Origin of the sequence: Shewanella sp. SW32 (genome assembly GCF_025653365.1) — a bacterium.
GTDB lineage: Bacteria > Pseudomonadota > Gammaproteobacteria > Enterobacterales > Shewanellaceae > Shewanella > Shewanella oncorhynchi.
On sequence record NZ_JAKKSJ010000011.1, the window covers coordinates 34468 to 48139 of the forward strand.

At 43.2% G+C, this 13672-nt stretch carries 11 protein-coding genes; 7 read left to right on the plus strand and 4 right to left on the minus strand.

Features of this window, described 5'->3' with window-relative positions:
• Positions 1-15: 15 nt before the first annotated feature.
• Complete coding sequence (locus tag L5M28_RS08260; RefSeq protein WP_028759592.1) at positions 16-930, plus strand: LysR family transcriptional regulator; 915 nt, start codon at positions 16-18, stop codon at positions 928-930.
• A gap of 256 nt (positions 931-1186) precedes the next feature.
• The gene (locus tag L5M28_RS08265) at positions 1187-1981 is read left to right on the plus strand and encodes a TIGR00266 family protein (protein ID WP_113940919.1); all 795 of its coding nucleotides are present in this window, start codon (positions 1187-1189) and stop codon (positions 1979-1981) included.
• Positions 1982-2092: 111 nt separating this feature from the next.
• On the opposite strand, the gene L5M28_RS08270 is transcribed toward L5M28_RS08265, so the two are convergent.
• The 4 genes from L5M28_RS08270 to L5M28_RS08285 all read right to left on the minus strand — a co-directional run bounded on the left by L5M28_RS08270 (position 2093) and on the right by L5M28_RS08285 (position 7966).
• Positions 2093-4930, minus strand: a complete 2838-nt coding sequence (locus L5M28_RS08270; RefSeq protein WP_263203035.1) for a TonB-dependent receptor plug domain-containing protein — start codon at positions 4928-4930, stop codon at positions 2093-2095.
• A 510-nt stretch (positions 4931-5440) separates the two neighbouring features.
• Positions 5441-6688: a hypothetical protein gene (locus tag L5M28_RS08275; RefSeq protein WP_263203038.1), complete on the minus strand. Its 1248-nt coding sequence runs from the start codon at positions 6686-6688 to the stop codon at positions 5441-5443.
• Positions 6689-7056: 368 nt separating this feature from the next.
• On the minus strand, positions 7057-7395 hold the full coding sequence (locus tag L5M28_RS08280) for a hypothetical protein (protein ID WP_168827409.1): 339 nt from the start codon (positions 7393-7395) through the stop codon (positions 7057-7059).
• Positions 7396-7504: 109 nt separating this feature from the next.
• The gene (locus L5M28_RS08285; protein WP_263203040.1) at positions 7505-7966 is read right to left on the minus strand and encodes an EVE domain-containing protein; all 462 of its coding nucleotides are present in this window, start codon (positions 7964-7966) and stop codon (positions 7505-7507) included.
• A gap of 277 nt (positions 7967-8243) precedes the next feature.
• On the opposite strand from L5M28_RS08285, the gene L5M28_RS08290 reads away from it, so the two are divergent.
• The 5 genes from L5M28_RS08290 (at position 8244) to L5M28_RS08310 (ending at position 13669) form a co-directional block, all read left to right on the plus strand.
• Positions 8244-8624 carry a DUF6508 domain-containing protein gene (locus L5M28_RS08290; RefSeq protein ID WP_263203042.1) on the plus strand — a complete coding sequence of 127 codons (381 nt, stop codon included), beginning with the start codon at positions 8244-8246 and terminating at the stop codon, positions 8622-8624.
• 139 nt (positions 8625-8763) lie between these two features.
• Positions 8764-10476: an AMP-binding protein gene (locus L5M28_RS08295; protein WP_263203043.1), complete on the plus strand. Its 1713-nt coding sequence runs from the start codon at positions 8764-8766 to the stop codon at positions 10474-10476.
• Between the two features lie 353 nt (positions 10477-10829).
• Positions 10830-11576, plus strand: a complete 747-nt coding sequence (locus tag L5M28_RS08300; protein ID WP_173244227.1) for a substrate-binding periplasmic protein — start codon at positions 10830-10832, stop codon at positions 11574-11576.
• Between the two features lie 165 nt (positions 11577-11741).
• Positions 11742-12782 (plus strand): M14 family metallopeptidase, encoded by a 1041-nt coding sequence (locus L5M28_RS08305; RefSeq protein WP_198573683.1) that lies wholly within the window; start codon positions 11742-11744, stop codon positions 12780-12782.
• Positions 12779-13669: an alpha/beta fold hydrolase gene (locus tag L5M28_RS08310; RefSeq protein ID WP_263203046.1), complete on the plus strand. Its 891-nt coding sequence runs from the start codon at positions 12779-12781 to the stop codon at positions 13667-13669. Before L5M28_RS08305 ends, L5M28_RS08310 begins: the two co-directional genes overlap by 4 nt.
• Positions 13670-13672 lie beyond the last annotated feature (3 nt).

The following is a 13672-nucleotide window of genomic DNA, read 5'->3' on the forward strand; positions in this document are numbered from 1 at the left end:
AGCCAAGGAGTGACCATGCGCATCGATATTGATGCTTTTAATGTGCTGCAAGTGCTGGTGGAAGAGGGCAGTTTTGCCAAGGCGGCGGAGCGATTACACAAAGCGCAATCGGCGGTGAGTTATCAAGTTAAAAAGTTAGAAGAGCACTTAGGCGTGCCGCTTTTTAGCCGTGAGCAATATCGTGCTGAGCTGACGCAAGAGGGCCGCGTGATTTTGGCCGAGGGACAAAGGTTACTGCAACACCTTGCAAACATTGAACATCTTGCCAGTCGTTTCAGTGAAGGCTGGGAGCCAAAGCTAGAGCTAGTGATAGACGGTGCCTTACCGATGGAGCCTATCATGACGGCCTTAAAGCGTATGGCTGAACATCAGATCCCCACTAAAATTCAGCTGAATATGGAGTTTTTAGGCGGTGTACAACACCGATTCGAGCGTGATAATGCTGACTTGATGTTAGTGAAAGATTATCGCACTGGCCCCTATTATCATCCGCAGCCGTTGCCTGCAATTACTAGCGTACTGGTGGCCAGTGCTTCGCATCCTTTATCTTTTATTCGCGAAATTAGTTTGTCTGAGCTGCAGCAACATGTGGAATTAACTATCGAAGACTCTTCACCCAATAAAAGTTACCGCGATGAAATGCAATTTGGCGGCGATAAAGTGTTTTATCTTTCTGGCTTTATCATGAAAAAGAACGCCTTGTTAAAAGGCTTAGGTTTTGGCTGGTTGCCGGACTTTTTAGTGCAAGAAGAGTTAGCTAAGGGCGAATTAGTTGAAATCGACTTCGTCGGTGGCAGTCGTTTTACGTTTATTCCACAGCTCGTCTCGACCTTAGAGCGTCCGTTAGGTCGTGCGGGACAACTTTTTACCGAGTTGATATTAGAGGAGTTTGCTAAGGCTGAGCAGTTTAATGGTGTGGGTTTGGGTTGATAAGTCTTCGCTTGTCATCTTTTGATACAAGTTACCGCATAAAATAATCGCATTTTGACATTTTATGTCATAGATTAATGCCTAGGTCAGATTAAGGTTTAGATTGAGAGTTAAAATAAGGCCTAAATTCAGATTGAGCTTAGATCTAGATTAGGGTCGAGATGAAGAGTGAAATTGAGCCGCGATAGGTAAAGAGTCGTCCATCGGGGTCAATCTAAAGGATAGTAACAAGGAACTGACAGTTAAGGGGAACAGTATGTCTAGACGTTGTCATGAAGTGGATTATGAAATTATCGGCCACAGTATGCAGTTGGTTGAAGTGGAACTCGATCCCAACGAAACCGTGGTCGCTGAAGCGGGCGCGATGAATTACCTAGAGCAAGATATTAGCTTTGAGGCCAAAATGGGCGATGGCTCTGAGCCTGAGTCAGGCTTTTTTGGCAAGTTGGTGGGCGCGGGTAAACGGGCATTGACGGGTGAGAGCATTTTTATGACTCACTTTACCAACCAAGGCAACCAAAAACGTAAAGTCGCCTTTGCTGCCCCTTATCCAGGCACTATCCTAGCGATCGACTTGGCCGAACATGGCGGTGAGCTTATCTGTCAGAAAGACAGTTTTTTGGCTGCGGCTTTAGGTACACGCGTGACGATGAAATTTAATCGCCGCTTAGGCACGGGATTTTTTGGTGGTGAAGGGTTTATTCTGCAAAGCCTACAGGGCGATGGTATGGCGTTTATCCATGCGGGCGGCACCTTAGTGAAAAAAGAACTAAAAGGTGAAACCTTAAGAGTTGACACCGGTTGTCTTGTTGCATTTACCTCAGGGATTGATTACGACATAGAGCGCGCAGGCTCATTAAAGTCTATGGTCTTTGGCGGGGAAGGTTTGTTTTTAGCCACACTCAAAGGCCACGGGACGGTTTGGCTACAAAGCTTGCCATTCTCACGTATGGCAGACCGCATTATCGCCCATGCCCCATCAGCGGGTGGCAGTGATCGCGGTGAAGGCTCTGTACTCGGAGGTCTTGGTCGCATGCTCGATGGGCGCTAACACAACATTTTTAATGGGGCACCTTTATGTAAAAGTAAAAAAAGTGACATATCGAGATTGATGATATGTCACTTCAAATGGGAGATTTTAAATTAGCTTAAGTAACGTTGGTTAGAACTTATAGTTAACGCCTACAGTGATACGTTGTCCCAGAATGTCATAGTAAGCACCTTGGTTATATACACTCGGTTGACGAGGTGGGGTTTCATCAAACATGTTGAGTATGCCCGCACGAACTTGTAATGCATCAGTGATGTTATAGCGACTGGTTAAATCAAATGTAATATATGATGGAATATCATTATAGTTGTTTTGATTTGGTGACCAATCGTTACTTAAAACTGTATTACTACGATAGTTCGCAGTTAGTACTGCAGAGAAATCTCCGTAGGTGTAATCCGTCGTAAAACGATGACGCCAACGTGGCCGCTCTTGTTCACCTGTTTCTTTTATTTCATCTTCAGCAAAACCTGTTGAATTAAATGAACGTTCTTCTAGATAAGTACTGAAGAGGCGGATCCCCCAGTCACCAAAGCTACTTTCAAACTTATAGTTAGCTTCAATATCTACACCAGAAGTAATGCTGGTCGCAGAGTTAACTGGTTTTTCATAGTAATTGGTGATCTCATGCGTATCAGGATCACGTTCAAGCAATGGACAGAATGGGTTGTCTAGAGTGCTTGATTGGTAGCAATACTTTACAACATCTGGGCCATCAAAACTGTTAATGACATTTTCCATGTCAAATTTCCAGTAATCAACAGTGAAACTTAGGTTTTCAATATAACTTGGGGTATAGACAAAACCGATAGTTATGTCATCGGCAACTTCGTTTTGTAAGTCTTCGTTCCCTACTATAAATCCAGGACGAGTCGAACCATACCACTCTTGAGATGGTTCGAAATCGGTAGGAATGCCTTGTGCCGCACAGTTTGCCAAGACATTGTCTAGATATTCAGGATTTATTTGGTTGCGGTAGCTAGAAGCGCAATAATCCTTTATAGATCTGAATGTTTGTCCTGGTGGGCTATACAAGTCACCTATATTGGGAGCTCTAACAGATTTCGAACGGTTTAATCTGATCCTCAAATCGTCGAAGACAGCCCAGTTTAAGCCTACTTTCCAAGCAGTATCAGAACCAGATGTCGAGTAATCCATATAACGGAAAGCTGTTTCCAGTGTTAAATCTTGTACTAATGTAATGTCACTTAGTAATGGAATTGACAATTCTGCAGAAGCTTCCGTTACATCAAACTCACCTTTAAGTGGCTGAGATTGGTTGTTGAACAGTAAGCCCTCTCGCATAGCTGGATCTGGTAAAGTGTCTGCCTGCTCTTTTCTATACTCGAGAGAGAATGCACTCGATACAAAACCTGCTGGCAATTCAAATAGATCACCACTTACGGATGCTCCGAGAGCTGATTGAGTGATAGATGAGCGTCGAATTGCGTCAGTACTTACCCAATCATAGGCGTTTTTATCGTAGATTCCGCGCCCAAATATATTGAGTGGAAGGCATCCATTATCGCGCGCGCTTTCACTACGGCAGACGACATCTCCATTGGCATCTTTGATCGTATCAACGGCATCGTAGAAGCGTTGTTCAAACATTTCACCGTACCATTCAGTGTCGGCTTGAACATGCCCTACTGTCGCATAGGCATCATAGCCCCATTTTTCAGAAAGCTCGCCTTCGAACCCCAGAGCAACACGAGCTGTCGTTCTTTCTTGACTGTATTTGCGATTACCAAAGTCTGATGCAAGATAACCAAGAGTAACTCCTGCTCCTGGTTTTGGCTCACCTGCCGCAACTAAAGCAGCTGCTTCTGGTGATAGGAAGCCATTATCTTCATGTAACTTGAAGTTTAAAAATGCAGGAGAGCTTTCTCCATAAGCATCTGATTTACTTAAGCTTGCTTCCATTGTCATTTTATGGTTTTCATTGATGTCATAACTCATTACTGAGAAAAAGTTAATGCGATCTAATGGCGTTTTGATGAAAGAGTTTTCTGCGAAGTTATAACCTTCTCCGCCGAGATAATCGACACGACCAGAAGTCAGCGGAGGTAAAGCTTGTCCTAATTGCATTGGTCTAACATTGCCATTTTCATCAAATGAGTATCGAGTACCATTTGAAACAAATGTCCCTGTTTTACTATAGGAAGCTAATACTTGTTGACCATAACCCCATACAACAGACTGTGGGTCATCTGGACCTGTTGCATTTTGATTACGTACAACAATTGGAGCTTCACGTAGGAACTCTCTATCCATAAAGGATAATTGCCCCTGACGAGCCCAACTAAGGTTAGTTACAAAATTAGCTTTACCTACTTCTGAACCAAATGTTATTGAAGCATATTTTTCTTCACCACCATCTTCTGTTGGCTGTGTAGTCGAAACGTCAACCGAAATGCCATCAAAGCTTTTTTTCGTAATAATGTTCACAACTCCCGCGATAGCATCTGAGCCATATACTGCTGATGCACCACCAGTTGTGATTTCAATTCGTTCAACCATAGCTGTTGGTATATTGTTAAGATCTACAGAACCTGAACCAGGTGCTCCTGCAACAAATCGACGACCATTAACAAGAACTAGTGTACGGTCAGAGCCTAGTCCTCTTAAGTCTGTATTATTTAATCCGCTAGCAAATACAGTATTATTGGTTGTTTCAGGTGATAGTCCTACTAGTGTGTTGGGCATCTTATGCAGCAAATCAGCAACGTTAACGACACCTGCGTCAATTAACCCATCACCTGATATAACTGTCACAGGTGTAGGCGTGAGTTCACCAATACGCTTAATTTTTGAGCCTGTAACTTCAATACGTTCAAATGTTTCAGTTGGTTCTTCAGTTTGGGCATGAACAAAAGTGGAAGCTGTTAGACTTGCTGCGGCAAATATACCGTAGCGAACCGCTTTTGCCGTTAGTGACAAAGAGTTCATACATTTCTCCTTTATATTTTTTATTGGTTAAATTTATGGTTGTAAATTGAAGCTGCACTTAACAACTCCAACCACATATTTATTTCCAAGTTGCGAGATTGTCAAACGGTAGGGGTTTTTAGGTTAATTTTGGTGGCAATCATTTAAGGTGAGATGAACAATTTTGTTATTTATTTTACATTAATTAAACAAGGTTATTCGTTATTTGTAACATGTAATTGTTTTTTGATAGGCTGCTTTTAGGTGGAAGGTGTTTAATTAGTTGATTATAAAGGTTATTATTTTTTGTGATTTTATTTGTTTTTTCGCGAGATATTAATTGTAACTGAGTGTTTCTTATTTGGTTATTTTGCTTACTTTTTTTGTTTATTTTATAATTATCATATATCAATCGTTAGAAAGTATTATTTGCAGGTTTACCAGGTTAATTCATTATAAAGTATTATTAGCAATGAATGATTAATGTTATTGTGGGTTTAATGAAAGGTTTTTTAAATTATTTTATATTTGCTATTTATTTTTAATATTTCTCTCTATGATTTTTGAAATAAAATACATCATCAGATAGCCTGTGCCTAAGGCTAAAATCACCGCGACGACATTCTCCGTATACAGGCGGTAAGCGTAGAAAGTACCGACCAGTACTGCGATACCAGCAAGGCGAATAAGTAGGCTTTGAGTAAAGTAGCCATGAGCTTTTATATAAGCTAGCTGGTAGCCATTGAGCATCATAAATATAAAAAACATGGAGAAATGCATTAATACTGGGGCCGCTTTAATGTATTGCTCGGGGAATAACCAAGCGACTAACGGCTTGCTCGCAAAGACCATAACGACAAAAAAAATACCGCTGATCCACAAAGAAACTTTTGTCAGCCATGACTTAATTTGTTGCACTTCGTCAAAGCGTTTTTCTCGTACGCACACTGCGACTTCGGGCAGCACAAAACGGTAGATGGGAAAGACAAAAAGCAGGGTGAGGTAAGTGATCATCGGCCGCACCACCACTTGGAAATCACCCAGTTCATCTATGCTGAAATAGGCAATAGTCAGCAGTACGGTGATGTAAATCATCAAGATACTGGCCCCCGCTTCCATGGACGCCGTCAGGCTTTTCTTCATAAAACTGCGTAAACCCGTATCAAAATGCACTGCACTTAAGGGCGGAGTGGCAATATCTTTGCGCCGTTTTAAGTACATATATAAGGCAACGATGAGCGATGACAGTGTCATGCTGTAAAAGAGTGATGCAATGGCGGTTTGTTTTAAGCCATAGAAACATAATAAAAAGCTAGTCACTTGCGCGAGCGGCTCTAACCAAGTGACTCTATTGGAGATGGCATATAGCCGGTACATGGCAATTTGATTGGTAAAATAGACCTTGAGCCCCATACTCAGAATAATCCCAACCAATTGAAAATATTCTACATTGAGCTGAAGTTTGTGCTTGATATAGGGTAAAACTAAGCCCCATGTCAGTAGTACCATAGCGATCAAGCTGTAGCGGAATATATTGGTGATATCCACATCTTGCTTGGTCTGGGAGTAGGTCACCACCATAGAGGAGCGAAATCCCGTCATTAGGATTAGCGACAGTGAGATAATGTCGATCACTGTGTGATAGAGCGCTAGATCAGCTTTGGCAACCCATTGTGCTAGCCAGAGTTTAAATAGAAACCCCACAGAAATACTGGCGAGTGATGCCCAGAACCCCGCAATAATTGCCTGCTTAACCCGTTGAAGTGAGGTGTTTTCCATTATCAAAAATCCAGCGTTAGTCTACGGTCATTATCGGGATGCTATGAATTCAATTAAGATTTTGCCTTAGCCGCATGAGTATTTTTAGGTGACACTTATCTTGTTCTGTTCGATATCTTTTCACCCTGCATGAGTCTAGCATTTAGCCAATTTACGACCAATAGCCAGATAGTAAAGATATGATAAATATCAATATGTTGCTTTATTGTAAGTTAGAACGTTATTGAGTGAGGACTGGGATGATAAATTGTCTTACTGACAACGTTTTTTGATAGATCAAAGCAGTATTAAGCAGTACTCAACGCCCAGATAAGCGCTGGGCGTAGTTATAAAAGTGTCAGTTATAAATGCCATTTTGCCATGGGAAGTTAATCGGTAATGATATTGACGATATCGAGGATTTTACGGCTGTTATTATCGAGTTTGATTAGTGCACCTTCGACTTGAATGCTAATGATGCCATCTCTGTCTAAGGGCACTACGATGCGGCCGCGATCATAAATATCATGTTCAAGCACATCACCACGGTGGAGTTTTTTCTGCCAACCGGGTGGCAGTGGCTGACCTTGGTCAACTTTTTTCTGTAATCCCGGCGGTAGACTTTTATCCTTTTTATGGTGCTCATGGTCATCTTTAGCAAAGGTTGAGATGGACATCGTTAAGCTGAGGACAAGTCCTGTGATTACCACTGAGGTCAATTTATTCATCTGTACTCCTAAGGGGCATTGAGTTGATGTTGTGTCCAATGCTGGATGTGGCCAACAATAGGCGATGCGAAATGAACTATAGCTGAACGTTCTGGTTCAAGATTGCTTTCTAGCGGGTTAACATGAGTACGGCTTGCCATTGTTCGGCGGTCACAGGTTGGATACTGAGTCTTGACCCCTTAGCCACTAAATACATGTCCGCCAGTTGGGGTAAACTTTTTATCAAACTTAAGGGAATCATCTCGTTAAATTTTTCGACAAAGCGGATATCCACTCGCAGCCATCTTGGTTTGGTTGGATCTGACTTAGGGTCGAAATACTTCGATTCGGGATCGAAGGCTGTGCTGTCGGGATACGCATTTGTCACGACTTCTGCTATGCCGACAATACCGGGTATTTTGCAGCTTGAATGGTAAAAAAATACCTTGTCGCCCATCTGCATCTCATCGCGCATAAAGTTACGCGCCTGATAGTTACGGATCCCATGCCAAGCTTCGGTTTGGTTAGGGCAAGCCTTAAGATCATCTATGCTGAATTCGTCTGGTTCCGATTTCATAAGCCAGTAGTTCATCTTGTTTCCTTTACTCATAGTTGCCGTTAAGCGCTTCAATACCGCTGAGTTTATCTGAATTTTGTCGAATACCCCAGTTCGTCACCCATATCAAATATTGTGAGTTTGATTAAGTTTCCGTTCAGATAACGTGGCTTAGCCTGTTGACAGCAATCTTATTTGGTATGCCTTATGCAAATTCTCGTTTCTAAGGCAAAGCGTCAAATTCGATCTCGGTGTGTGACTGGTGTCGTACAAGTTGTGGCAGCAGAGGCAACCAAAACCTGTGAGGTGTATTATGGGGACTTCAACAATGACATCCGATTGTGGTTTATACACTAAATATCTTAAGGATTTTACGGCGGGTGATGTGATCTTAAGTCATGAGCGAATGCTGGAATTTATTAATGACCTGACAACGCAAGGTTGGTTATTGGCTAATTTCACTTGGGACTATTGGTATAACAACAGTTACTTAGTCGATAAACCTGCCTATATTCGTGATGCGAGTATCGCACAATGTAAGTTGCTGTTGACGGCCATGACGCGACTCGAGGTTTTTAGCCCCGGCGTGTTAGAAAATATGCGTCGCCAAGGCGTGTTACTGGCTATTGTTGAGCGGTTACAAAGCTTAAATATGCCTAAGTCGAGTGCTCATTTTGAGTTTATCAGCCGTTAGCACTGGGCTTTAATGGATTGTTATCTAATCGTTTGTCTTACTCTTTAGTCTAATAAAGTGCTTTTTTACTTGTGACATGATCCGTGGATTGGTTAGTTTGGACCTCGCTAACCATAATAATAAATGCACGGAGGCCTTAATGTCAGTTCCTACAAGCCAAGTTATAAGCCCGCTCAATGTTAGCGAGTTTAGAGGCGAGTCATCACCGAAACTCGTTGAGAAGACCATAGGTCAATATCTTGATGAGATTGCGGCAAAGTATCCCGACCAATTAGCTGTCGTCGTACACCATCAACATATCCGCTGGAATTACCGCCAATATCTTGCCCAAATCGATGCGCTCGCCACAGGACTCTTAAAACTCGGTATTAAGTCTGGTGATAGGGTAGGGATTTGGTCGCCTAACAATATCGAGTGGTGTTTAACTCAATATGCGACCGCTAAAATTGGCGCCATCATGGTGTGTATTAATCCTGCGTATCGTCCTGAAGAGTTGCAATACGCGCTAAGTAACGTGGGTTGTCGCGCAGTGATTTGTGCCGATAAGTTTAAATCCAGCAATTATCTTGAGATGCTATATGAATTGGCGCCTGAGCTAACCTCTTGCCCAGCGGGTAAATTACAAGCTAAAGCCGTACCTGAGCTTGAATTTGTGATCCGTATGGGCGCGGAGAAATCCGTCGGTATGTTGAATTTTGATGACTTGATCGTTGATGTGACCGCCGCTGACAGGATAATGCTCGAGAGTATTGCTAAGGAATTAAGCCCGTACGATGCGATTAATATCCAGTTTACCTCTGGCACGACGGGCAGCCCGAAAGGTGCGACCTTATCCCATCATAACATATTGAATAATGCCTATTTAGTCGCAGAGGCGATGAAGTTTACCTGTCACGATAAACTCTGTATTCCAGTGCCTTTATACCATTGTTTTGGCATGGTACTCGGCAGTTTAGTCTGCATAGCTAAAGGCGCAGCTGCTGTGTTCCCCGGAGAATCCTTCGATCCACTGACGACATTGCAAGTGATTGAGCAAGAGCGTTGCACCGCTTTGCATGGCGTACCGACCATGTTTATTGCCGAGTTGGAACACCCAGAATTTGCTCGTTTTGATTTGAGTTCCTTACGTACCGGCGTGATGGCGGGGGCAACTTGTCCTGAAGAAGTGATGCGACGTGTACAAAATCTCATGTATATGAAGGAAGTGCTGATTGGCTATGGTCAGACCGAATGCAGTCCGCTCAATCACATTACTGAAATCGACTCACCCGTAGAGAAACGCGTTCTCACCGTTGGCCGTGCTTTACCCCATACCGAAGTAAAAATTGTCGATGAATTTGGCGAAGTGCTGCCAATTAATCAACCCGGTGAAGTTTGTAGTCGCGGTTACTGCATTATGCAGTGTTATTGGAATGATCCTGAGAAAACGGCGGCAACCATAGACAGTCAAGGCTGGCTACATTCGGGCGATATTGGCCAAATGGATGAGCAAGGTTATGTGCAAATTGTGGGGCGCATTAAAGATATGATTATTCGCGGCGGCGAGAATATTTATCCCCGTGAGATTGAAGAGAAACTTTACACCCATAAAGATGTGCAGGATGCGGCGGTCTTTGGCGTTCAAAGCGATAAATACGGCGAGGAAGTGTGTGCTTGGATCAAAGTCCGCTCAGGAGCCGTGATTACAGAGGCTGATATTCGTCATTTTCTCACCGAGAAATTCGCCTACTTTAAAGTGCCGCGCTACATCAAGTTTGTGGATCAGTATCCAATGACAGTGACGGGAAAAATTCAGAAATTCAAAATGCGTGAGCTGATGTATCAAGAGTTATATGAAGATATTAATGCTTAAGTCATTTGGCTTTGAGTTGATTAATACTATTGATATTTGACTTCCAAGCCGCGCAATGCGGCTTGAATTTTATTCTGTCTAGCTATTTCGGTTAGCAGATAAACGAACAAGCTAATTGGCTAATGAAAAAGTCGGCGAGTCATACCATCAAGCCAAGCTGTACTTTGAGTTAGCTTTTGCTGCTAATGTCGTTATTCTAATTGTAACAAAACTTCACTTCCCCACTGTGGCTTGATGGCTATACTAAAACCAGTCATAAAATCTAACCAATCATAAAATCTCGGCAGATAAAAACGAAAGCGTTGAGTTGTCGATGATGTAGTCGTAAATCCATGCAGGCAAAGGAGTACTAAATGGTTCGATGGCGTTCAATGCTCCTTGTGTATTGTCTTTCCTTTATGGGATTGAGCGTAGCGAAAGCGGATACCTTAATGCTCACTTCTTTACTTTGGCCGCCTTATTCAGGAGAGCAATTAACGGAGCAGGGTGCCAGTATTGCCGTGGTACGGGCGGCGCTGAACGTTATGGGACACCAATTAGACGTGGATTTCTATCCGTGGAGCCGCGCTGTCAAACTTACGACAATGCCGAACTCTGACTACATAGGTTATTTTCCTGAATACTATGTAGAGACAGAAAAGTTTATCTTTTCAAAACCGATTGGCGAAAGTCCATTGGGGCTGGTGGAGCAAAAGTCCCATCCAGTAAGTTGGAATTATATTGAAGATCTTAATCGCTATACCTTAGGTGTGGTGAAAGATTATGTGAATACTCAGGCCTTAGATCGCATGATCGTTTCCGGTGTACAGCGGACTGAACCTGTGACTTCGGATGAGCATAATGTCAAAAAAGTTGCCGCAGGTCGGATTGATGCCGCGGTGATTGATGTCAACGTTCTGCACTATTTACTCAAGCAAAAGCCCTTACAGCCGCTGGCGACAAAGTTGCAAATCAATCGGCAAATTCTGGCGAATAAGCAGCTCTATATCGCGTTTCGTAATACAGAAGAGGGACGGCGTTGGCGAGATATTGTTGACCAAGGTTTAGCGCAGGTTGACGTAGAAACCATCATTGGAGAGCTACTTTATCGTGAAGACTAATGTAGGGTTTTAGGATAGTTTATTCTTTGTTTTACTCGCTATTTTTCCGCTTATTTCCCCGTAAAGTCACTTCTGATATGCAGTTTGTCATCATTTTGTCTTTGTTCACTATTAGTATCACTTTAACGGCATGAGTTGTTCTCTCATTTTATTGATTAAGGTGACATGAAGAAACTTCCTTTTGAGCTTCCATTTGAGTTAGATACGCTGCAGCAACTCATTGATACTCATCATCTTAAGTTGGATTATCAGATCCTTGCCGACATTCCATTCCGCCAAGAGCATTTCCCCCTTTACAGTGTTGAGTTAGGTGGTACAGATACGCCTTGTCCGACAGTGCTCTTTGTGGGTGGCGTGCATGGGGTTGAGCGTATTGGATCTCAAGTTATTTTGGCATTGTTAAACAGTTTATTGCAGCGGCTTGTTTGGGATAAACACCTACAACAGATGTTAACGGGCCTTCGGTTAGCTTTTGTACCTGTAGTGAATCCTGTTGGGTTATTCATGGGAACGCGGGGCAATGGTAATCAAGTGGATTTGATGCGTAACGCTCCGATAGAATCCCGTGAAAAAGTGTCCTTTATGGTGGGAGGACAGCGTATATCGTCACGGCTGCCCTGGTATCGCGGTATTGGGGGAATGGAGCTGGAAACTGCGGGCTTAGTTGCCTATGTACAACAACTGTTGAGTCGCAGCACAAGTTTGATTTCGCTCGATGCCCACTCGGGATTTGGCTTGAGTGATCATATCTGGTTCCCCTACGCTCATACCCGTACCGCCTTCGAAAATGCCAATTATATTTTTCATCTAAAACAATTATTTGAACAGAGTTATCCCCATCACGGCCATTATCGGTTGGCGCCGCAGAGCCAGTTTTATCGCACTCATGGTGATATTTGGGATTATCTCTATCGCCAGCACCAAGTGGCTGATCCTTCTGCTCAGGTGCCATTTTTACCTTTGACATTAGAGATGGGATCTTGGGCATGGATAAAGAAGAATCCTAGACAAATATTTAATTTTGCTGGCTTTTTTAATCCACAAAAAACACATCGTCACCACAGGATTTTACGCAGGCATACAGTACTCATGCAATTTATGATGGAAGCGGCCTATGCCCAATCGTTAGAGCAGTTAACACCTGAACGTTTGACTGAGCTGACAGAGTGCGCACGGCATTATTGGTATCGGGAGTCTCAGTCATGACCACTTGGGTGTTATTAAGGGGATTAATGCGTGATCAGCGCCATTGGAATGGTTTCGATCAGCGTCTGCGACAAAAGGGATTGCGAGTGCTGACACCGGATCTTCCGGGCAATGGGACGCTATCCCACGAATTAAGTCCGCTTAAGATTGCTGATTATGCTCATGCCGTGTGGCAGCAATTGGATGAGCTGGTACAGGAAGGGGAGACTATTTATCTCCTCGGCTTGTCTATGGGAGGTATGTTGGCGCTGGAAATGGCATGCCAGCGACCTTGGCAGATAAGGCATGCCTTTGTATTAAACAGCAGTGCGGCGAATTTATCGTCTTGGTATCAAAGATTTAATCCGCTGAATGCATTGAAGGCTTTTTTCATGCGGGCTCGGGGTAACGCTTTACATCCAATCGAGTCGACTATAGTGCGTTTAACCAGTTTTCGTCATCGGCGAGATCGAGAGTTAATTGTCAAGTGGAGTGAGTTTCGCCGCGATACCACACCAAGTAGACGCAATGTATGGCGACAACTTTGGGCGGCTTTTCAATACCAATGTCCATTGACAGTGGAAGTGCCGATAACTGTGCTCTGCGGTGACCGTGATGCGCTGGTGAGTATGGCATCGAGTAAGGCGTTAGCACGGCATTTTTACACCGATTTGATTGTACTCGCGTATTGTGGTCACGATGCCGCTATAGATGCACCCGCAAAACTGGCGCATTATCTGTTGGACATTGTGGGGGCGACTAAGCCGCAAGTGCAGTTTTCTGTGGATAGTGAGCCTGCCAATACTCAATATGATTGCAACGATTTATTGGAGGAAGAAATAGCCTTAAACGAAGCGATATTTGCTGTATGGGATGACAAAGCGCTATCCACTCTTGAAACCAAATAATCG

Excerpts from the sequence above, each read along its gene's own strand:
- L5M28_RS08260 (WP_028759592.1), top strand. The coding sequence starts at position 16 with ATGCGCATCGATATTGATGCTTTTAATGTGCTGCAAGTGCTGGTGGAA.
- L5M28_RS08265 (WP_113940919.1), top strand. The coding sequence starts at position 1,187 with ATGTCTAGACGTTGTCATGAAGTGGATTATGAAATTATCGGCCACAGT.
- L5M28_RS08270 (WP_263203035.1), bottom strand. The coding sequence starts at position 4,930 with ATGAACTCTTTGTCACTAACGGCAAAAGCGGTTCGCTACGGTATATTT.
- L5M28_RS08275 (WP_263203038.1), bottom strand. The coding sequence starts at position 6,688 with ATGGAAAACACCTCACTTCAACGGGTTAAGCAGGCAATTATTGCGGGG.
- L5M28_RS08280 (WP_168827409.1), bottom strand. The coding sequence starts at position 7,395 with ATGAATAAATTGACCTCAGTGGTAATCACAGGACTTGTCCTCAGCTTA.
- L5M28_RS08285 (WP_263203040.1), bottom strand. The coding sequence starts at position 7,966 with ATGAACTACTGGCTTATGAAATCGGAACCAGACGAATTCAGCATAGAT.
- L5M28_RS08290 (WP_263203042.1), top strand. The coding sequence starts at position 8,244 with ATGGGGACTTCAACAATGACATCCGATTGTGGTTTATACACTAAATAT.
- L5M28_RS08295 (WP_263203043.1), top strand. The coding sequence starts at position 8,764 with ATGTCAGTTCCTACAAGCCAAGTTATAAGCCCGCTCAATGTTAGCGAG.
- L5M28_RS08300 (WP_173244227.1), top strand. The coding sequence starts at position 10,830 with ATGGTTCGATGGCGTTCAATGCTCCTTGTGTATTGTCTTTCCTTTATG.
- L5M28_RS08305 (WP_198573683.1), top strand. The coding sequence starts at position 11,742 with ATGAAGAAACTTCCTTTTGAGCTTCCATTTGAGTTAGATACGCTGCAG.
- L5M28_RS08310 (WP_263203046.1), top strand. The coding sequence starts at position 12,779 with ATGACCACTTGGGTGTTATTAAGGGGATTAATGCGTGATCAGCGCCAT.